Source organism: Paraburkholderia sp. IW21 (assembly GCF_041321145.1).
Classification (GTDB): Bacteria; Pseudomonadota; Gammaproteobacteria; order Burkholderiales; family Burkholderiaceae; genus Paraburkholderia.
The window spans coordinates 176,734-197,383 of record NZ_JBGGWA010000006.1; the positions used below are offsets into that span (position 1 = coordinate 176,734).

Below are 20,650 nucleotides of genomic sequence, written 5' to 3' on the forward strand. Positions count from 1 at the left end.
CGTTTGACCGACTCTTCCTTAAGGATGCATTGAATGAGCAAGATCAGATGCGCGTTGATCGGGCCCGGCAATATCGGCACCGATCTGCTGTACAAACTGCGCCGCAGCGCGGTGCTCGAACCCGTGTGGATGGTCGGCGTCGACCCGAACTCGGACGGCCTCGCGCGCGCCCGCGAAATGGGACTGAAGACGACAGCCGACGGTATTGACGGCCTGCTGCCCCATCTGGCCGCCGACGACATCCGCATCGCCTTCGACGCCACCTCCGCGTACGTGCACCGTGAGCATTCCGACAAGCTGACCGCACGCGGCGTGCGTGTGATCGATCTGACGCCCGCCGCGATCGGTCCGTTCTGCGTGCCGCCGGTCAATCTCGCCGCGCAGATCGACCAGCAGGCGATGAACGTCAACATGGTCACATGCGGCGGCCAGGCGACCATTCCTATGGTGCACGCCGTTTCACGTGTGCAGCGCGTGGTGTATGGCGAGATCGTCGCGACCGTGTCGTCACGCTCGGTCGGCCCCGGCACGCGCAAGAACATCGACGAGTTCACCCGCACCACGTCACGCGCGATCGAACAGATCGGCGGCGCTGCGGTGGGCAAGGCGATCATCGTAATCAATCCGGCCGAACCGCCGCTGATCATGCGCGACACGATCCACTGCCTGACCGAAACCGATCCGGATGTCGAGGCAATTACCGCCTCCGTGCACGCGATGATCGACGAGGTACGCCAATACGTGCCTGGGTATACGTTGAAAAACGGCCCGGTGTTCGACGGCCGCCGTGTGTCCGTATTCATGGAAGTCGAAGGCCTCGGCGACTATTTGCCGAAATACGCCGGCAATCTCGACATCATGACCGCGGCTGCCGCGCGCACCGCCGAACTGTTTGCCAAACAGATGCTTGCCGCATCACCCGCCACTGCGTAAGGAGCCTTCCATGTCATTAGCAGGAACCCGCATCACCGTCCACGACATGACGTTGCGCGACGGCATGCACCCCAAGCGACATCAGATTTCACTCGACCAGATGCGTTCGATTGCGCGCGGCCTCGACGCCGCCGGCGTACCGTTGATCGAAGTCACCCACGGCGACGGCCTGGGTGGCGCATCGGTCAATTACGGCTTTCCTGCGCATACCGACGAAGCCTATCTGAGCGCCGTGATCGCGGAAGTGAAACAGGCCAAGGTGTCGGCGCTATTGCTGCCGGGCATCGGCACGGTCGATCACTTGCGGCTTGCGCATGAGCTCGGTGTGCGCACGATTCGCATCGCGACGCACTGCACGGAAGCAGATGTGTCCGAGCAGCACATCGGCCTTGCCCGTAAGCTGGAAATGGACACGGTGGGCTTTCTGATGATGGCGCACATGTCGCCGCCGGAGCAGCTCGCAAGCCAGGCGAAGCTGATGGAATCGTATGGTGCCAACTGCATCTATATCACCGACTCGGCCGGTTATATGCTGCCTGACGATGTGACTGCGCGCATTGGTCTCGTTCGCGCCGCATTGAAGCCCGAAACGGAGCTGGGCTTTCACGGGCATCACAATCTTGCAATGGGCGTTGCCAATTCGATTGCGGCGATTGCTGCCGGAGCCAATCGTATCGACGCGGCTGCCGCGGGCCTTGGCGCCGGCGCTGGAAACACGCCGATGGAAGTTTTTGTCGCGGTGTGCGAGCGGATGGGGATTCAGACTGGTGTTGATGTCTTCAAGATTTCAGATGTTGCTGAGGATCTCGTTGTACCGATTATGGATACGCCGATTCGGATTGATCGTGATGCGTTGACACTTGGGTATGCTGGGGTTTATTCGTCGTTCTTGCTTTTTGCCAAGCGGGCCGAAACGAAGTATCGGGTTCCGGCAAGGGATATTCTCGTTGAGATGGGGCGGCAGCGGTTGGTGGGGGGGCAGGAGGATATGATCGAGGATACGGCGATTACGCTCGCCAGAGGGCGGGGGGTGATGGTCTAGGTTTTTTGGTTTTGAACGGTATGCCCCTGCTCATGGACCGGCAGAATCAATCGATCACATGCCAGCGCGGCGCACCCGTGTTGTGTCGAGATTCGACAAAACTCCTCGGCGCGTGCGGCGCTGAAACCCGTAAAAGGTCATCCCGTTAGCCCCGCCGAAGCGGGGTATATTCTGCTACCCGTTCTCCATGGTCAGCAAATCCGTGAGGAACTTGTTCTGAACCTTGCGTAGGTCGAAGACGCACTGTTGATATAGGGCGGGATACATGGAGCCGTCTGGGTTAGTCTCCCATCCTGCCCCCGCGTCGCGCGGCAACTCACAGAATTTCACCCCGTTATCCTGCGCCGCCATATAGGCATCAAGCACTGCTCTGTGCCCGTTGCCAGCCGGGATTTTTTGCACGTACTTTCTTGTACAGCAGCTTGTTCTTCTCAACCATATCCGCTTGCAAACCGGCGAAGCATTGCGCATCGGAAAAACCACCGCCCAAGTGCTTCAAACATTCTGGGTCTGTCTTCGCCAATGCCCACTTAGAAGATATGGCGAGGACAATAACTGCCGAGAGTTGCCTAGTGAGATGCATCATAGACCCCCGATGCGAAAAGACGCGCTTCCGAGTAACGACGCGGGCGAAGCCCTGGATTGCTACCGATGCGATACGTTAGGACGAAATCGAACATTCCACTGTAACTTCCTGTGTTGACCTTTCGAATTATTTCATCGGCTCCCGCATTTTGACTAGTGAGTGGCGGCGACGTCGTCCGCGCTCATCGGAACAAAGCTGGTCGCATGCTCTTTGCGGTGTGGGCTGTCTGCTGCAGCCCGACTCAAATGAGTCTGTGCGCCGCTCATGTCTGCGCGTTGTCACTATTGTGATGGATCGCGAATATGACATATCTACAGACTGTAGTGATATGCCGCTTACTCAGGGCAATTGCATGAAGCTCACAAGCCCAGCAGGCTGGCACGATATTGGTCGTTGGCGCAGGCCTTAAGGCGACGTGTCTTCAGTCCTGCCTTTGTGTTTGTATCGCGCTTGAGCAGATTCATGGCGATACGACGCAGGATCGCGAAGTTCTGCGCGGCGTTCTCGACTCTCACACGACACTGGTCTTCGCCAAAGGCCATGTCGAGTACCCAGTGCATGTTGTTTTCGATGCGCCAGTGCGAACGTACTGCATGAGCGATCCGGCACGCGTTGGCGGGCAGGCTGCTGATGTAGTAACGCCGCTGCGTCGAGGCGACTCCGGCGACTCCGGCGATTTCGCGCGTCGCCTCGATCATGACCACCGGGCGCGGTCCCGGCCAGCGCGCGTCCACCTTGCCGGGCCAGCGTGAGGAGATATCCTGGGCCACGCAGTGTCGCGTCTCGATACGCCCATGATCCTTTTCGATCTCGCGGTATTCGTCAAACGTGCCAGCGTGCAGTTCTGGCCAACGTTCCAGTGCGTCAAAGACCTCTGGATACCCAGCTCATAGAGTGGAACAGCGTCTATTCGACGTCATCCTCGGCAGCCATCGTTGGCTTTCCCCGGTCAACGCACTGGTTGCCTTCGCCCGCTTTGCGCGGGCATTTTTTTGGTGCCTGCGTGGGCTACTTTATATCCCGGGAATTGTTCCATAGGACAACTCCGATTTTCGGAAAACCGTTGTATGCGGCTCAGGGGGGACAATAAGTCCAAACTATTTTCTCTCATCTGGCGCTAGTTTACGGGCCGTTGCAAATAAGCATAACGAACGGACTAGATGAACAACAAAAATTATCGGCTGGTATTCAGCCGACTGAGAGGAATGCTTGTCGCCGTCGGGGAAACCGCTGCGGCAAGCGGCAAGCAGGCAGGACAGATCACCGTAAGCGGCAGCAAATCACATGGTGTGATTTTTTCGTTGCGTCAGATTGCGTTCGCCGCGCTAGCGCTCCTTGGCGCGCTGCCTTCGCTGTCGGGCGCGCAGATTGTTCCGGGCGGGGCGCACGCCCCGTCCGTGGTTCAGACACAGAACGGTCTTGATCAGGTGAACATCAACCGGCCCTCGGGCGCCGGCGTGTCGATGAACACGTATGGCCGGTTTGACGTGCCTTCGAAAGGCGCGATCCTGAACAACTCGCCGACCATCGTCCAGACGCAACAGGCCGGCACGATCAACGGCAACCCGAACTTTGCAGCGGGCCAGTCGGCGAAGATCATCGTCAACCAGGTCAACAGCGCAAGCGCTTCGCAGTTGAACGGGTTTCTCGAAACTGCGGGCAATCGCGCGGAAGTTATCATCGCCAATCCGTCCGGCATTTCTGTCAATGGCGGCGGATTCATCAATACGTCCCGGGCCATTCTGACGACGGGTACGCCGAACTATGCGGCCGATGGCTCGGTCTCGGGATTCAACATCACGGGCGGCAACATTACGGTCAGTGGCGCGGGGTTGAACGCGTCGAATGTCGACCAGGTGGATTTCCTGGCCCGCGCTGTACAAGCTAACGCGGCGATCTACGCGAAGAACCTGAACGTCGTCACGGGAGCGAACAGCGTCGACCACGACACGCTTTCGGCAACGCCGATTGCAGGCGATGGCCCCGCGCCGGGTGTCTCCATCGACGTAAGCAACCTTGGTGGTATGTACGCGAATCGCATCGTCCTCGTGGGCACAGAGGCAGGTGTAGGTGTTTCGCTCAAGGGCGTCGTAGCAGCGAATGCCGGCGACCTGGTGCTCACCACACAGGGCAAGCTGAAACTCGCGAGTCAGGCGAGCGCAAGCGGCAATATCAATATTTCGGCGCATGACGGCATCGACAACAGCGGCACGACCTACGCGCAGCAGAACGTCAGCCTGAGCACGTCCGGCACGCTGACCAACAGCGGCATGATTGCCGCGCAACAGAACACGACCGTCAGCGCGGGCGAGGTGAATTCGACCGGGACGCTCGCATCAGGCGTGAACGGCGACGGCTCGCTGGCACAGTCAGGCGACCTGAACGTGAGCGCGTCCGGCGCGGTCACGGCGACCGCCCGCAATGTGGCGGGCGGCAATGCGGCGGTCAGCGGCGCTGCGCTCAATCTCGCGGGCAGCACGACATCGGCCAACGGCGCTATCACGCTTGCGGCGAGCAGCGGCGACCTGAACGTGTCGGGCGCGACCACGAGCGCAGGCGGCACGCTCGACGCACGCGCAAGCGGCACGCTTACCAATGACAACGGCGCGATGTCCTCGGGTGGCGCGCAGACCATCATGGCGGGCGCACTCTCGAACCGCGGCGGCCAGATGGTTTCGGGCGGCGCGCTGACCGAAAACGTCTCGGGCGCGACGAATAATGCGGGCGGCACGATGCAGGCGAACGGCGCGATCTCGGCTGCGTCTGGCTCGCTCGACAATTCGGGTGGTCATATTGCCTCGCTCGATGCTGACGGCGTGAACATCGCGACGAGCGGCCTGCTCAACAACGGCGCGGGCGGCAGCATCGGCGGCAACGGTAACGTCACGTTGCAGGCCGGACAGATCGACAATGCGGGGTCTATCACTGCCGTTCAGAGCCTGATTGCGTCGGCGGTAGAGACTCTGTTCAACAGCGGCACGTTCGCGATCAACGCGAACATGACGCTCTCGACGGGCTCGACGCTGACGAACGCGGGCCAATTGGGCGCTGCCGGCGCGTTCGTGCTTTCGGCGCGGACCTTCGACAATAGCGGCGGCACGGCCAGCGCCAACCAGTTCACGCTGAATGCGGCGAATCTCGTCAATCATGCGGGCACGATTACCCAATACGGCCTGACGTCGATGGGCTTCAATGTCAGCGGAACGTTCGACAATTCGAACGGCGGCACATTCCAGACCAACAGCACCGACCTGACGCTTGCGCCTGGCTCGCTCGTCAATGACGGCGGTACGATCCTCGACGCCGGAACGGGCACGCTGACGATTGCACCGGGCAATGGTGTGGGCTCCGTCTCGAACGTCGGCGGCCGGATCATCACGGCTGGACAGCTCGCCGCGCAGGCCGGCAGCCTGAACAATGCGAACGGCGTGCTCGCCGCTCAGGGCAATCTCGCGGCGAACATCGCGGGCAACGTGGACAACACACAGGGCGCGGTGCGCTCGCTGTCGTCGCTCTCGCTCGCGAGCGGCGGCACGCTGACGAACACGAACGGACAGATCCAGTCCGGCACAGGGGCGGCCGGCGACGCGAGCACGCTCGCAGTACGGGCCGCATCCGTCGGCAATACCAACGGTCTCGTCGGCAATCTCGGCATGGGCAATACGACCGTACACGGCGGCAGCCAGACCGTGAACACGGGCGGCGTGATGACGGGTAACGGCGACGTCGCCGTCGATACCTCGGCGCTTGTGAACACGAAGAACGGCCAGCTCGGTGGTCAGATAAGCGGCGTGAACGTCTCGGTGCAGGCCGATACGGTCGATAACAGCGCCGGCCAGATTGGCAACCTGACCGGCTCGAACGGCAATGTCGCGATCACGACGACGGGCGCGGTCACGAACACGAACGGCCAGATCGGCGCGACACATAACCTTTCCGTCAACGCTGCGGCACTCACGGGCGGCGGCGCATACACTGCGGCCAGTGATGTCGCGGTAGCCGTACAGGGCGATTTCGCGCCCACCCCCGATTTGCAGTTCGCAGCGGGCCATGACCTGACCTTTACGTTGCCGGGCACATTCAGCAACGGCGCGACGCTGGTAGCGGCGAACAACCTCGGCATCAACGCGGGCGATATCACCAACAGCGGCGTGCTGATGGCGGGTAGCACGCTCACGACGCACTCGAACACCCTTGAGAATACAGGCGCGATTGTCGGCGGCAGCGTCTCGCTCAACGCGAACAGCACGATATCCAATGTCGGGCCGACTGCGCTCATAGGCGCAACGGACAGCAACGGCAAGCTCGAACTGCTGGCGCAGGACATCGAGAACCGCGACGACACGACGATGACCGACACGCAGGCGACGACTGCGATTTACGGTCTCGGCAAGGTCGTCCTCGCGGGTGGCAGAAACGCGGACGGCAGTTACAGCAACGCGAACCTGATCCGCAACCAGTCGGGCCTGATCGAATCGGCTGGAGATATGGAACTGCACGCCGGCCAGGTCACGAACACCCGCACGACGATGACGACCACCGGCCTGAACCAGCCGGTCGATCCGGCATTGCTGGATCAGCTCGGTATCAGCCTCTCAGGATGCACGGCGGTCAATGTGGCCGCCTGCTCCGGTCAGGATGTGGGCTGGTCCAGTGCGGACCCGAGCATGATCGGCGGCGTCAATATCGAACCGCCGCACGGCGGGCAGTGGAACAGCGGCTACCAGTACACGACCTATACGGGCGTGGCGGTGGCGAACCTGATCGCGACTATCAGCCCGCAGGCGCAGATCGTTGCGGGTGGGAATCTGGACACGTCGACGGTGGGGCTGTTCCAGAACTACTGGAGCGCGGTCGCGGCCGTCGGCAACATCGCGGCGCCCGTCACGCTCGACCAGAACAGCTGGCAAGGCCAGGGCGCGCCCGCAGTACAGGTCACGTATGCGGGCTACTACCACTACAACAACTACGACAACTCCGAGCACAACTGGACATTGCCGTTCGGCAATGCGCCGTTTGTCGGCTCGAATCCGGGCGGCTACCAGGCAGCGCCCGCCGATATCCGCTATTACGCCCTCCCGAGCTATGAATCGAGCTTTGTCGCGGGCGGGACGCTTTCGGGCACGGGCGTCAACATCGATAACAGGGCGGGCAACGCGGGCATTCCGTCGATGGGTCTCGCACCCGGTCAGGCAATGTCCGGGGTGAAGGTGAGCACGGTCAACGGCGGCGCGGACATGATCGATCCGGTCATTGCGGGCGCGACGGCGGTGAACGTCCTGAGCAACCTGACCGTCCCGCAGGGCGGCCTGTTCAAGCCGGTTACGTCGCCAGGGGCCGGCTACCTGATCGAAACGAATCCGGCCTTCACGAACCAGAAGACATTCATTTCGAGCGACTACTACCTGCAACAGCTTGGCCTGAATCCGCAGACGACGGAAAAGCGTCTCGGTGACGGTTTCTACGAGCAGCAGCTTGTGCGCAACCAGATTACATCGCTCACAGGCAAGGCCGTGCTCGGTCCGTACACCGACCTCCAGTCGATGTATGAGTCGCTGCTTGCCGCAGGCGCATCGCTCTCGCAGTCGCTGGATTTACCGCTCGGCATGAGCCTGTCGCCTGAGCAGGTGGCAGCGCTCACGAGCAACGTCATCATCATGCAGACTGAAGTGGTTGACGGCCAGTCCGTGCTTGTGCCGGTCGTCTATCTCGCGAAGGCGAGCCAGCAGAACATGAACGGGCCGCTGATTGCGGCAACCGACATCGACATACAGAACGCACAGACCTTCACCAGCAGCGGCACGGTGCAGGCGGGTAATACGCTATCGATCCAGGGCAACCAGATCAGCAACGCATTCGGCGCGCTGCAAAGCGGCGGCCTGATGTCGCTGACGACGAAGGGTAACGTCGACCTGACTTCGGCCACGGTGAACGCGGGAAGCCTTGCGCTAAACGCGGGCGGCGATCTGCTTCTGAATACGGCGGTGAAGACCGTTGACCAGATCAGCGCGACAGGTGCCACACGCACCGCGACCACGCTCGGCCCTATCGCGAACCTGAACGTTGCCGGCAATGCGGTCATCGTCACGGGCGGCAATGTCGAGCAGAACGCAGGCAACCTGAATGTCGACGGCAACCTTGGCATGGCCGTCGTCGGCAACTACAACATCGGCGCGGTGCAGACCGGCGAACACAAGGTCGTTGCGGGCGCGAACGGCGTATCGAATACGAACGTCAACCAGACGACCGGCAGTACCGTGAATGTTGGCGGCGTCTCACAGATCGGCGTGGGCGGCGACCTGACGGCGACGGGCGCAAACATCAACCTCGGCGGCGGTGTTGTCGCAGCGAACGGCAATGTGACGCTCCAGGCGGCGAAAGCAACTTCCACCACCGACAGCAACAGCTCAGGTAGCGACAGTCACGGCAGCTATTCGGAGTCGCTGCATCGGTCGGACGACACGCTGACGGCGACGACGCTCAATGCGGGCAATTCGCTGACCGTGGCATCCGGCAAGGACATCAACATTACCGGCAGTGCGATCAGTCTTGACAGGGGAACGGCGACGCTTGCGGCAACGGGCAGCGTCAACATTGGTGCGGCGACAGAAACGCACGTCGATAACTCGCAGGAACAGCACAAGCACAGCAATGTGGTGAGCGGCAAGGAGGTCAGAAGTTCCAGCAATTCGACGGCGACCGTCAGTCAGGGCAGTCTCGTCTCGGCGGACGCCGTGCAGATCGCAAGTGGCAAGGATATTAACGTCGCGGGCAGTACGATTGTCGGGACGAACGACGTTGCGCTCAGTGCTGCGCATGACGTGAACATCACGACGACGCAGAATACCGCGCAATCATCAAGCGCCTACGAGGAAAAGCGCACTGGCCTGGGCACGAGTGGCCTGACGGTGACTGTCGGCACTAACAATCTCGCAACGACGAACGAGGCGTCGAGCGTCACGAACAATGCGAGCACGGTCGGCTCGATCAACGGTGACCTCTCGATTCAGGCAGGCAACACGCTCCACGTTACGGGCAGCGATCTTGTCGCGGGCGGGAACCTCGCTGGCACGGCGGCGAACGTCATCATCGATGCTGCAACCGATATCTCGCACCAGGCGCAGACGCAGAAGACCAGCAGCAGCGGTCTCACGATCGGGCTTGCGGGGTCGGTGGGCGATGCGATAAACAACGCGTATTCAGAGTCGCAGGCTGCCAGCCATTCCGCCAGCAGTGGCAATGACCGTGCGGCTGCGCTGCACAGCATCGCGGCGGCGGGTGACGTTGGGCTGGTCGGCATGGGGGCAAAAACGCTGGCCGATGGCGGCAAGCCGGACATCGGTATCAAGGCCAGCATCGGTTCGAGCAGGAGCCAGAGCCAGTCGTCCGAGGATGAGGCAACGCAGCGTGGCACCAGTGTGCAGGCAGGCGGCGCGGCAGCATTCGTCGCAACGAACGGCGATGTGACCATCGCCGGGTCGAACGTGAGCGCGAATGATGTCGTGCTGGCTGCGAAGAACCAGGTGAACGTCATCAACACGACGGACACCGACTCGACGCGCAGTTCGAACAGTTCGAGCAGCGCAAGCATTGGCGTGCAGTACACGGCGGGCGGCGGCTTTGGCGTCTCGGCGGCGATGGCCAACGCACACGGCGATGCGAACAGTGACGCGTCGATCCAGAACGCCTCGCATGTCACGGGCGCGAACAGCGTCACGGTGATCTCGGGGGGCGATACGAACATCATCGGCTCGCAGATTGCCGGCAAACAGGTCACGGCCGACGTTGGCGGCAATCTGAACATCGCGAGTGTGCAGGACGTGACGAACAGCGCCGCACACCAGAGCAGCGCGGGCGGCGGCTTCACGATCAGCCAGGGCGGCGGCAGTGCGAGTTTCAGCGCACAGAACGGTCATGCCGATTCGAACTATGCAGGCGTGAATGAACAGGCCGGGATCATGGCGGGCGACGGTGGATTCAACGTCAACGTCAAGGGCAACACGGGGCTGACCGGCGCAGTGATTTCCAGTACGGCGGACGCATCGAAGAACAGTCTGACCACCGGCACGTTGACCTATTCCGATATCCAGAACCAGTCGCACTATGACGCCAGCAGCAACGGTATCAGCGCGGGTGTGGGCTTCGGTGGCAGCACCGGCAAGTCGGTCGGACCCGGCTCGGTAAGTGGTCATCCCGGTGTATCGCCGATGATTTCGCAGAACGACAGCGGCGACCAGAGTGCGACAGCGCGTAGCGCCATCAGCGCGGGCACGATCACTATCACGGACGACGCGCACCAGACGCAGAACCTTGCGAGCCTGAGCCGCGACACGACGGACGCGAACGGCACGGTTGCGAAAACGCCGGACGTGAACGATATCCTCAACAGGCAGGCTGACACGATGCAGGCCGCCCAGGCGGCAGGCCAGACGGTGTCGCAGGGCATCGGCGCGTATGCGGATATGAAACGCGACGATGCGGTTACTGCGCTCCAGGCTGCGAAGGATCGGGGCGATACCGCTGGCATGGCCGCAGCGCTGGCTGATTACAACAACTGGCGCGAAGGCGGTGATTCGCGTGCAGAATTTCACGCGGCGGGCGGCGCGCTGATCGGTGGGCTGGGTGGCGGGACCGCGTTCAGCACGATTGGCGGCGCTGCCGGTGCGGGTATGTCCTCCCTTCTTGCGCCGCAGACGAAGGAACTCAGCGACGCTGTGGCGGGTGCGACCGGCTCGTCGCTGATCGGCAACCTGGCGGGGAACATCGCATCGGGCATGGGTGGTGCGATCATCGGCGGGTCGGCCGGCGCGGCAGGCGCGTCGAACGTGAACCTCTACAATCAGGGCAACAACAAGGACGAGGACAAGGCCCGTCATCTTGTCGAGCAGGCAATCGGCGTGCCCCCCGGTACGACACAGGGACAGTCGATTGGTGCGCTGATCGACCAGTTTATCGGGATGGTCAAGGGCGGCGCGGCTGCGAAGATGGCTGAGTCCCCCTCGGACCTGGCTGCTCAGGGTGTTGCGAACGGGTTGAATGCCGTGGTGGGTACGGGCGGCGGCAAGCCACCCACTGCAAGTCCAGGAGTCGTGCTTGCGGATTCCACTGCTGCGAACGCCATACCGGGAACAGCGGGGTATGTGCCCAGTAATGCGACGCTCAATAGTAGGAACAGCGACGGCGCGAAAGGCAATGTCAACGTTGAGCCAGGTGCGACGCCTGATTCAAATGAGGTTCGTGCTGGGCAAGGGTTGGCGAATGCCGGATATGATGTGGCCCATCAGCCCACAGCGAATTCGCAGGGGATCCCTGATGTCCGAACGGCGGATCTGTCGATAAATGGTGTTGGGCAAGTCGATGTATACACACCCAAAAATACCAGTCCAAATGGCATCGTTCGAAACATCGAAGGGAAATTCGACCAAGCCAATGGGGTTGTTGTGCAGGCTGATTTATCGGAAGCCGATATGAATTCTATTGCGGCACGAACATGGGGCAAGCCCAACGGAAATAACTTCAATACGATCTTCTTTCAGAATTCAAGTGGACAAGTATTCCGCTTTGATCGACCGACTTTAGGGAAATAGCGATGGCAAAGTTCGCGTGTAGATGTGGTCATGTCATAAACTTGATCGTCTCACCGAGTGAGAGCGAATGGAGGCTTATTCCAGAGGAGACGCTTGAAAATGTAGGAAATGCTCTGGATGAAGGAAAGGCGGTTGACGGTGAGTATTTTTACGAAATGCTTCGCGGAAAAGAAATCACGGTGTATCGCTGCCCTTCCTGTGGTCGCCTGCACTTAGAGGAAGCAGGGCGAAACAAGTTTGTGACTTACGTGAAGGAAGTCATTAGCTAATCTGACAAACAGCAAACCCGGCCGCGGCCGGGCTTGCTGTTTGTGGAGTGTTTCAATCCGGCGTGATGACGAGCCTGCCCTGTTCGACCTGGATCCTCACGTGCTGTCCGGGTGGGAATCGAACTCATCATGAAAATCCGAAGGAGGCTGGCGGCACTGCCGCTCACAGCCCTGGTATCGCTCGCGTCGAACGCGCAGCATGCGCCGACGCCAGCCGATGAAGCCGCCGCCGCACGGGCCAACGCCGAGCAGAACCAGCTGTGCGTTCGACCCTCCCGACATTCGAGGGCTTCCACTGCTGCCGGTCGAGACGCCATGCTTCCGCATCGGCAGGTTCGCGCTCGATGTCCCGACGCCGCTGGCCTATCGGACAGACGGGGCAGGCACTGTATGCGGGGATCGACTATGGCCGCGTGTTCGGCTGGCGTGCGGCTGCGCGGATCGCACAAATCGCCAAACGCTTCTTCGATACTGAGTACGTCTTCCTGCATCGCTTATTCCAGGGCATAAAACCCAGAGTAAACACGCTTTCAACCGGGCTTACAACGACCTCGCCGCTATCTGTAACGTTTCGTGCAATTGCCCTGGCCGCTTGCTTAACATTTTTGATTTTTCAGACCAGTCTTATATCAATCGCGTTCAAACCCGGCGAGTCTCGGCCAATTGATCTTGTTCAACCACGAGCAGGAGCTAACGGCCAACCTCCCCGGCCTTGTAAAACGTCGCCGCGCTGAAGGGAGATTGTTTAAGGATGGGGATTACGATGCAAGCCATTAAAATTATAGCTACTGCTATTTTCCTTGTTGCTTTTTCGTCTGCATTTGCAGATTCCATTTGCGAACAAAAAGCAAAAACACGGGACGACTTTCTGACATGCACCGACGTCGACACGGACAAGACAATTTCGAAGGCCAAAAAACTTTATGAAAGCATCAGACAAAATACCAAAGGAGAAAAACAAGTCGCACTTGATGCGAATTTCCAGATTTGGAAAGATAAGTTCAAGTCAGATTGTTCCGTTGTTGCGTTCGCGTTTAATGAATGGGGCGACGGCTACATGCCGGATACTGATTTTCAAGTAGCGGCATGTCGATCGAAAATCGCGAGTCAGGAGTTGGATTTTTACAAATGGCTGGCCTGTCCAGACGACATGGAAACGTCGAGCGTCCCAAAATGTGCGGCAATAAAGAAAATTCTGGGCGAAAACAAATGAAATATGGCCACGTTTCCGTGGACTGACTTGTCAGACGAGCCAGAATTTTCTTTAAAGTCATTTGCGTCCTCTTGAAGCGGCCATAAATCGCAACGTCAGGGTTCCACTCTACCAATACGAGCACGATGCACTTGTGTCTATCCTGTCCAATTCTGGAGCAGGTAGAAGGGACCGCGACTCGTGGCCAGGAACCCTTTCCAGATTTCATCACCCCTCGAATACATGCCGCAAAGGCGGTGGCGCTCCGCCCTCGCGCACCTTGATCTCCACCACCTTTCTCGCCGTACTCGAAGGCCGTACATCCGCCGCATCGAGATAAAACTGCGAGTACCAGTCGCGCATCTGATACAGCGGTCCATCGCCCTCGCACAACAGCGGATTGTCGATACGCGTCTTCGTGTCCCAGATCGCCACGTCTTCATAAAACGCGGCCTGCGCCTGCTTCGAATAAGCTCGCGCAATCTCCATGTTCTGTTCGTCGGATAAGCCCGGCACCTTCTTCACCATCACGCCGTAACGCAACTCGAAACTGTTCATGTCGATCGGCACATGGCAGTTCAACAGAATCGAATGAATCGGATGGCCGCCGCTCTGCCCCGTCATCTCGGTGATGTGATACGCCGGGCCAAAGTAAGTGGACAAAGCGATCAGTTCGTCGTCGCCGAGGCGTTCGCTGCGGCCAACCAGCAGTTGTGTCGCCTTGTGCCCTTCGAACAGATTGGCAAAGTAATCAACCGGCGCGCCGTGCACGGTCGCAAAGTGCGCCATGTCCGAAATGTTGTCGACCAGCTCGCGGCAGTTGGTGCCGATCACCATCAGATCCACGACCCAATCGGACCATTCGTCGGAGAAGCACGCATCGATACGGGGAATGGCCACTTCCTCAGCCGGCGCATTGCCTTCGGGATCGTGCCAGATGAACAGCAGCTGATTTTGCTCACAAGTCTGCCAGGTGCCGATTTTGGCTTTCGGCGGAATCCGCTTGCAGTAAGGAATCGACTGGCAATTGCCTTCGCCGTCCCATTGCCAGCCGTGAAACGGACACACGAGCGTGTCGCCGTCCACGCGGCCGGTGCTCAGATCGGCACCCATATGCGGACAATAGCCGTCCACCACATTCACGCGACCTTGCGAATCCATGAACGCAGCAAGGCGCCGGCCGAAGATGTTCAGCGTGTGCGGCTTGCCGTCCTTGTATTCGCTCGCGAGACCGAGGCAATGCCAGCCGCGTGCGTAACGCTGCACGAGCGGCTGCGATTCAATTTTGTACGGACGTGCGGACATCTCTTATCTCCTCCAATGGAAAAGACGGCACTTCGTCATAGCCGCCGTCATCAGTGTTCTTGCGAAGCGCGCAACCATTCGCGCTCACGCCTGACGATAGACGTGGCGCACACCGCTTTCATCGTCCCGACGGACTAGGGACTTCAGCTACCCGCTAGCGCCCCGGATTTCCATGTTCGAGCGCAGCCGGCTCGACGTTGCCGGCAGCCGACGCAGCGCCGCGCACGGGTGCACCCGGCACGCCTGTCGCGTTCACCACATTCGCCACATTCGCCACATTGGGCAAATTCGGCACATTCGCCACGGCCACATCCGCCACAACACCACGATCACGTGGCCGCCGCTCTGCCCGCTCGACGCCGAGCCATGCCGCCAGCGCCGGCAACAAAAACACCGCGCCGAACAGATTGACGAGGAACATGAAAGCCAGCAGCACGCCCATATCGACCTGGAACTTCAGCGCGGAAAACGCCCATGTCCCCACGCCGATGAACATCGTCACCGCGGTAAACAAGGCGGCCGTGCCACGTTGGCGCATCGCCGCAGCGAACGCGTCGGGCAACGTGGCGCCCCCGCGTACCTCATGCTGCAGCCGTTCGTACAGGTAGATGCCGTAATCCACCCCGACCCCCACGCCGAGCGTAATCACCGGCAACGTGGCGACCTTCAGGCCGATGCCGAGCCGCGCCATCACCGCATTGCACAAAATCGACACCACCGTCAGCGGCACGACGATGCACAACACGGCGCGCCACGACCGGAACGTCACGAAGCACAGCAACGCGATCGCGCCGAAGATCGACAGCAGCATCGCCACCTCGGCGTCGCCGACCGCTTCGTTGGTGGCGGCCATCACGCCGACGTTGCCGCCCGCGAGCCGGAATGCGACATTCGGCGTGTGATCTTCCGCCGCCAGCCGTTTGATCTCATCGACGATATGCGCGATCGTCTTGCCCTCGTGATTGGCGGTGTAGATCAACACCTGAATCGCCTGGCAGTTCTCGGTGTTCATGCCGTTGTCCGGATCGAACGCGCTCGCGCCTTGCGTGAGGCCGTCGCTCGAACGCGGCAGCGCGCCCCAGCGCGGATTGCCTTCGTTGAAGGCGGCAATCGAAATCTTCGCGAGCGAAGGCACGCTTACTACCGACTGCACGCCCGCCACACCGCGCATCTCCATCTCGAAGCGCTCGATCGCGCTCATCACCGGGTAATGCAGACAGGCGTCGTCGAAACCGCTGGTCTCCACGATTACCGCGAGCGCGTCGACGCCGATGTTGTACTGACTCGTGATTCGCGCGTTGTCGAGGTTGTAGCGCGAGGTGCTGCGCAACTCGGGCGCGCCGACGCCGATGTCGCCAATCTGCAGATTGCGCGACTCTTTCGCGCCGAACGCGAGCAACAGCAGCGCGATCGCGAAGACGCCGAGCGCCGGCGCGGGCCGCGCGAACATCGCGAAGCGCGTCCACAAGCGGCCGCCGCCTTGCGCCGCACGGCTTTGCGCGCGCGCCAAAGTGCCAGCCTCCAGCCGCGTGTACGACAACAGGATCGGCAGAAACACCTTGTTGGTGACGATCATCAACAGCACCCCGAGGCACGCCGTGACGCCGAGCTCCCGCACGATCTCGATCTGGATGCGCATGATCACCATGAAACCGAGCGCATTCGTCAGCAACGCAACCGTGCCCGGCACGAACAGCTTGCGAAACGCGTCGCGTGCGGCATCGGTCGAGGACATGCCGGCGACCAGCGCCTGCTTCCACGCATTCGTCATCTGCACGGCATGCGAGACGCCGATCGAAAAGATCAGGAACGGGACGAGGATCGACATCGGATCGATACCGAGGCCGAGCACCGGCAACGCGCCGAGCAGCCACACCACCGGCAGCAAGGCGACGAACAGCGCGAGCACCGTGGTCTTCGCCGAACGCGTGTACGCAAACAACAGCGCAGCGGTAATCAGAAACGCGAGCGAGAAAAAGCCGATCACGCCGCTGATCCCCGCCTCCACATCGCCGACCAGTTTCGCAAAGCCGATGATGTCGACCTCGACATCCTGGTTCGAATAGCGCGCGCGAATCTGTTCGAGCTGCCGCGCCACCGCGCCGTAATCCAGATGCTTGCCGGTAACGGGATCCGTCTCGCGCAACTCCGCGCGAATCAGCGCGGAATGCAGGTCGTTGCCGACCAGTCTGCCGATCTGCCCGGAGCGGGCGACGTTGCGGCGCACTTTGGCGAGATCGTCAGGATTGCCGCTGCTGAACTGGCCGGGCACGACCACGTCGCCGCGAAAGCCCGCTTCCGTCACCTCCGTATAGCGCACGTTCGGTGTAAACAGCGAGAACACCCGCGAGCGATTCACGCCGGGGATGAAGAACACGTCGTCAGTCGCGTGACACAGGTCGTCCATGAACGCCTGGTTGTAGATGTCGCCGCGCCCCTTCCAGCGCAGACTCACGAGGATCGTGTTCGCGCCCGGAAAGGCGCTCGCATAGCGGTTGAACACCTGCATGTACGGATGCTGCATCGGGATCATCTTGTTGAACCCGGGATCGAGCCGCAAGCGCGTCGCGGAGCAACCCAGCGCGACCGTCAACGCGAGGCACAGCGTCAGCAGGATGCGCCGGTGCCGCATGATGGCGTCGGCGCAACGCTCGACAAAACGTGAAAGACGGGACGAGGAAGAATAGGACGAAGCGTTCATGATGCGTCTCACGGCAAGACAACTTGGAGCGCGGCGGGCGTGGCGAATGCGTGGCCAGCGAGCGCGCTATGAAGGGTCGGCAAACGCAGCCGCGAGTTCAGGAAGGCGACGCGCCGGATGACGCAAGCGCGAACCGGCCTGTGGGCGATACTGGCAGCAACGACACGCCCGCTTCCCCGCCCAGCGCAAGCTCGCCCTGCCCGGCGCCGACCACGGCAGCAAGGCTCTGCACGCCACCCACCTTGCGTACCGCGAAGCGCTGTCCGTTATCGCGCGAGGTGACGATCGCGCCGCCCTGGCCGACCAGCACCAGCTCGCCATCGGCAAGTTGCACGGCGCCGAAATACGAAGTGCCGACGCGGCTATCGATATGCGTCCACGTGTCGCCCTGATCGGTACTGCGCAGCACGTTGCCGCGCATGCCGTACGCGAGCCAGTCGCCGTTAGCCAGCTTCAGCACGCCGAATAGCGATCCCTGATAAGGCACGGGCCGCTTCTCCCAGCTCGCGCCGTTGTCGGTCGAGCGCAGCAGCGTGCCGGTTTCGCCGGCGATCATCAAACGGCCACTCGAATCGCCGGCAATCGCGTTCAGATGACGATCGTCGGCGGGCGTTTTCTGTTGGGCCCATGTCGCGCCCGCGTCGTGCGAGACGAACAGCTGGCCGAAGCTGCCGCTGGCGAATACCAGTCCATCCGCATTGCCCCACACGGACAGCAGCGGGTCCGAATGCTTGCGCTCGAAGCGCACTTCGCTCCAGTGCGCGCCGCCATCGACGGTGCGCACGATCCAGCCGTCGTGCCCCACCGCGATGCCGATACGCGGTGAGATGAAGAACACCTGGGTAAGTGCCGATGCTTCGTCGGACGTCACGGCGGCTCGCCGCCAGGATGCGCCCGCGTCGTCGCTCAAGAGGATCACGCCGCGCTCGCCAACCGCGACGAGCCGCGTGCCCGCTCGGGCGAGCCCGTTGATCTGCAAGCGATCGGCCTGAATGGCGGTGGCCGCGAAAGCCGGCACCGGGCGGGGCGAAAACGCAAACAGCGCTGCGCCCAACACGGCCGCGGAGAGCAGCAAGCCAGGTAGTGTCGATTTCATGTTTGTCTCCTGTCGACCAGATGTCGATCGAAGTTGGCGCTTTAGCTGTCGATCGGAGTTCGCGCTTTAGCGTGTCGACCGGAGTTCGCGCTTTAGCGTGTCGACCGGAGTTCGCGCTTTAGCGTGTCGACCGGAGTTCGCGCTTTAGCGCGCTACTCAGGTCCCATGCAGAGCACTTACTCCGATCCCATGCAAAGCTCCGGCCGCGGTCTACGCCGCCGTTTCGAAGAGCGCCGCGGCGCCCATTCCACCGCCGACACACATCGTCACGACGACATAGCGCACGCCACGCCGCCGCGCTTCGAGCAACCCGTGCATCGTCATGCGGGTGCCGGACATCCCGAACGGATGGCCGACCGAGATGGCGCCCCCGTTCACGTTCAGACGATCCGCTGGAATGTGGAGTTGATCGCGGCAGTAAATGACCTGGCACGCGAACGCCTCGTTCATTTCCCACAGGCCGATGTCGTTTACCGTCAGCCGATGACGCGCCAGCAGTTTCGGCACCGCGAGTGCGGGACCAATGCCCATCTCGTCGGCGTCGCAGCCCGCCACCGCCATGCCGCGATAGATGCCGAGCGGCTTCAAACCGCGCTGTTTCGCGTCGGCAGCGCTCATCACGACCACCGCCGCCGCGCCGTCGGACAGTTGCGACGCATTGCCCGCCGTGATGAACTCGCCCTGCGCGACCGCCTCGCCGCCGCTCCAGACCGGCTTCAGCGCCGCCAGGCTTTCCGCGCTGGTCTCGGCGCGATTGCATTCATCGCGTGTGGCCCGCACGCTTTCGCTGCCGGCCGGCTTGCCTTCCTTGTCGAACAGCGCGCGCTGGGCATCGAACGGCACGATCTCTTCATCGAAACGGCCCGCAGCCTGCGCCGCAGCCGTACGTTGTTGACTCGTCAGCGCGTATTCGTCCTGCACCGTACGCGAGATGCCGTAACGGCGCGACACGATTTCCGCCGTTTCGATCATTGCCATGTACGCAGCCGGCTGCTGCGCAAGCACCGCGTCCGAACGCGCCCGGTATGCATTCTTGTGCTTGTTCTGCGTCAGCGTGATCGACTCCACACCGCCCGCCACCACGATCCGCGCGTCGCCGCACAGGACGTTTTGCGCGGCTGTCGCGATCGTCATCAAGCCCGACGAGCACATCCGGTCCATCGCCATGCCCGGCACCGAAGCCGGCAAGCCCGCCGCAGCCGCCGAGAGCCGCCCGATGTTGTAGCCCTGGGTGCCCTGCTGCGCGGCGCAGCCCATCAACACGTCGTCGATATCGGCTGGGTCGAGCTGCGCGCGCTCGACAGCGGCCCGCACCACATGGCCGCCGAGTGCGGGCGCATCGGTATCGTTGAACACGCCGCGATACGCTTTGCCGATCGGTGTGCGCGCAACCGAGACGATGACCGCTTCGTTCATGAACTATTCCTCTACGGGTTCTTCAGGGTTCTTCGGGTTACTACAGGTAGTAGCGGCTGATGGTGTCGGCCACGCAACCGGGTTTAGTCTCGCCGTCGATTTCGACGGTCACGCGAATCCAGGCCTGCACGCCACCTTCAATCGCTTCGGCCCGCAGCAACTGGCCGACGCCGCGAATACGCGCGCCGGCTCGCACCGGCGCCGGGAAGCGGATCTTGTCGCAGCCGTAATTGACGCCGAGCCGCGCGCCGTCGATGCGTACGATCTGCGGCAAAAAGAAATTGACGAGCGAGAGCGTCAGGAAACCATGGGCGATACACCCGCCGAACGGACCTTGTCGTGCGCGTTCGGCATCGACATGAACCCATTGATGATCGAGCGTGGCATCCGCGAACAGCGCGATGCGCGCCTGCTCGACCTGCATCCACGCACTTTCGCCGAGCGGTTCGCCAGCCGCTGCGAGCAGATCGTCTGGATGAGCGAACACGCGAGCCGGCAGCGGGTTGCCGCACACTTCAGCCAT

The 20,650-nt window shown here is 61.5% G+C and carries 13 protein-coding genes; 6 read left to right on the top strand and 7 right to left on the bottom strand.

All coding sequences use genetic code 11. From position 1 onward, the window contains the following. The first annotated feature begins 33 nt into the window (after positions 1-33). Entirely contained in the window at positions 34-933 is a 900-nt protein-coding gene (locus tag ACAX43_RS16535; protein ID WP_370709483.1) for an acetaldehyde dehydrogenase (acetylating), read from the top strand. Between the two features lie 10 nt (positions 934-943). Continuing rightward, complete coding sequence (gene dmpG, locus ACAX43_RS16540; protein ID WP_370709707.1) at positions 944-1,975, top strand: 4-hydroxy-2-oxovalerate aldolase; 1,032 nt, start codon at positions 944-946, stop codon at positions 1,973-1,975. Between the two features lie 358 nt (positions 1,976-2,333). Here the strand turns inward: dmpG and ACAX43_RS16545 are convergent, their stop codons facing one another. Both ACAX43_RS16545 and ACAX43_RS16550 read right to left on the bottom strand, forming a co-directional pair. Further along, positions 2,334-2,561 carry a hypothetical protein gene (locus ACAX43_RS16545; RefSeq protein WP_370709484.1) on the bottom strand — a complete coding sequence of 76 codons (228 nt, stop codon included), beginning with the start codon at positions 2,559-2,561 and terminating at the stop codon, positions 2,334-2,336. A gap of 359 nt (positions 2,562-2,920) precedes the next feature. Continuing rightward, on the bottom strand, positions 2,921-3,421 hold the full coding sequence (locus ACAX43_RS16550; RefSeq protein ID WP_370709708.1) for an ISAs1 family transposase: 501 nt from the start codon (positions 3,419-3,421) through the stop codon (positions 2,921-2,923). A gap of 300 nt (positions 3,422-3,721) precedes the next feature. On the opposite strand from ACAX43_RS16550, the gene ACAX43_RS16555 reads away from it, so the two are divergent. The 4 genes from ACAX43_RS16555 (at position 3,722) to ACAX43_RS16570 (ending at position 13,949) form a co-directional block, all read left to right on the top strand. Next, positions 3,722-12,148 (top strand): hemagglutinin repeat-containing protein, encoded by an 8,427-nt coding sequence (locus ACAX43_RS16555; RefSeq protein ID WP_370709485.1) that lies wholly within the window; start codon positions 3,722-3,724, stop codon positions 12,146-12,148. A gap of 2 nt (positions 12,149-12,150) precedes the next feature. Further along, positions 12,151-12,417: a hypothetical protein gene (locus ACAX43_RS16560; protein ID WP_370709486.1), complete on the top strand. Its 267-nt coding sequence runs from the start codon at positions 12,151-12,153 to the stop codon at positions 12,415-12,417. A gap of 763 nt (positions 12,418-13,180) precedes the next feature. Then, complete coding sequence (locus tag ACAX43_RS16565; protein ID WP_370709487.1) at positions 13,181-13,630, top strand: hypothetical protein; 450 nt, start codon at positions 13,181-13,183, stop codon at positions 13,628-13,630. Positions 13,631-13,691: 61 nt separating this feature from the next. Next, on the top strand, positions 13,692-13,949 hold the full coding sequence (locus ACAX43_RS16570; protein WP_370709488.1) for a hypothetical protein: 258 nt from the start codon (positions 13,692-13,694) through the stop codon (positions 13,947-13,949). Here ACAX43_RS16570 and ACAX43_RS16575 read toward each other — a convergent pair. The 5 genes from ACAX43_RS16575 to ACAX43_RS16595 form a co-directional block, all read right to left on the bottom strand. Next, entirely contained in the window at positions 13,838-14,914 is a 1,077-nt protein-coding gene (locus ACAX43_RS16575; RefSeq protein ID WP_370709489.1) for a Rieske 2Fe-2S domain-containing protein, read from the bottom strand. The two genes, ACAX43_RS16570 and ACAX43_RS16575, sit on opposite strands and share 112 nt — an antisense overlap. Positions 14,915-15,068: 154 nt before the next feature. Then, a complete protein-coding gene (locus tag ACAX43_RS16580) occupies positions 15,069-17,615 on the bottom strand; it encodes an RND family transporter (protein WP_370709490.1) in 2,547 nt (848 codons plus the stop codon). 97 nt (positions 17,616-17,712) lie between these two features. Further along, positions 17,713-18,711 carry a sialidase gene (locus ACAX43_RS16585; RefSeq protein WP_370709491.1) on the bottom strand — a complete coding sequence of 333 codons (999 nt, stop codon included), beginning with the start codon at positions 18,709-18,711 and terminating at the stop codon, positions 17,713-17,715. Between the two features lie 210 nt (positions 18,712-18,921). Further along, positions 18,922-20,127: an acetyl-CoA C-acyltransferase gene (locus tag ACAX43_RS16590; RefSeq protein ID WP_370709492.1), complete on the bottom strand. Its 1,206-nt coding sequence runs from the start codon at positions 20,125-20,127 to the stop codon at positions 18,922-18,924. A 40-nt stretch (positions 20,128-20,167) separates the two neighbouring features. Next, positions 20,168-20,650 (bottom strand): MaoC family dehydratase, encoded by a 483-nt coding sequence (locus tag ACAX43_RS16595; protein ID WP_370709493.1) that lies wholly within the window; start codon positions 20,648-20,650, stop codon positions 20,168-20,170.

Excerpts from the sequence above, each read along its gene's own strand:
- ACAX43_RS16535 (WP_370709483.1), top strand. The coding sequence starts at position 34 with ATGAGCAAGATCAGATGCGCGTTGATCGGGCCCGGCAATATCGGCACC.
- dmpG (WP_370709707.1), top strand. The coding sequence starts at position 944 with ATGTCATTAGCAGGAACCCGCATCACCGTCCACGACATGACGTTGCGC.
- ACAX43_RS16545 (WP_370709484.1), bottom strand. The coding sequence starts at position 2,561 with ATGATGCATCTCACTAGGCAACTCTCGGCAGTTATTGTCCTCGCCATA.
- ACAX43_RS16555 (WP_370709485.1), top strand. The coding sequence starts at position 3,722 with ATGAACAACAAAAATTATCGGCTGGTATTCAGCCGACTGAGAGGAATG.
- ACAX43_RS16560 (WP_370709486.1), top strand. The coding sequence starts at position 12,151 with ATGGCAAAGTTCGCGTGTAGATGTGGTCATGTCATAAACTTGATCGTC.
- ACAX43_RS16565 (WP_370709487.1), top strand. The coding sequence starts at position 13,181 with ATGCAAGCCATTAAAATTATAGCTACTGCTATTTTCCTTGTTGCTTTT.
- ACAX43_RS16575 (WP_370709489.1), bottom strand. The coding sequence starts at position 14,914 with ATGTCCGCACGTCCGTACAAAATTGAATCGCAGCCGCTCGTGCAGCGT.
- ACAX43_RS16580 (WP_370709490.1), bottom strand. The coding sequence starts at position 17,615 with ATGAACGCTTCGTCCTATTCTTCCTCGTCCCGTCTTTCACGTTTTGTC.
- ACAX43_RS16585 (WP_370709491.1), bottom strand. The coding sequence starts at position 18,711 with ATGAAATCGACACTACCTGGCTTGCTGCTCTCCGCGGCCGTGTTGGGC.
- ACAX43_RS16590 (WP_370709492.1), bottom strand. The coding sequence starts at position 20,127 with ATGAACGAAGCGGTCATCGTCTCGGTTGCGCGCACACCGATCGGCAAA.
- ACAX43_RS16595 (WP_370709493.1), bottom strand. The coding sequence starts at position 20,650 with ATGGCTGAAGTGTGCGGCAACCCGCTGCCGGCTCGCGTGTTCGCTCAT.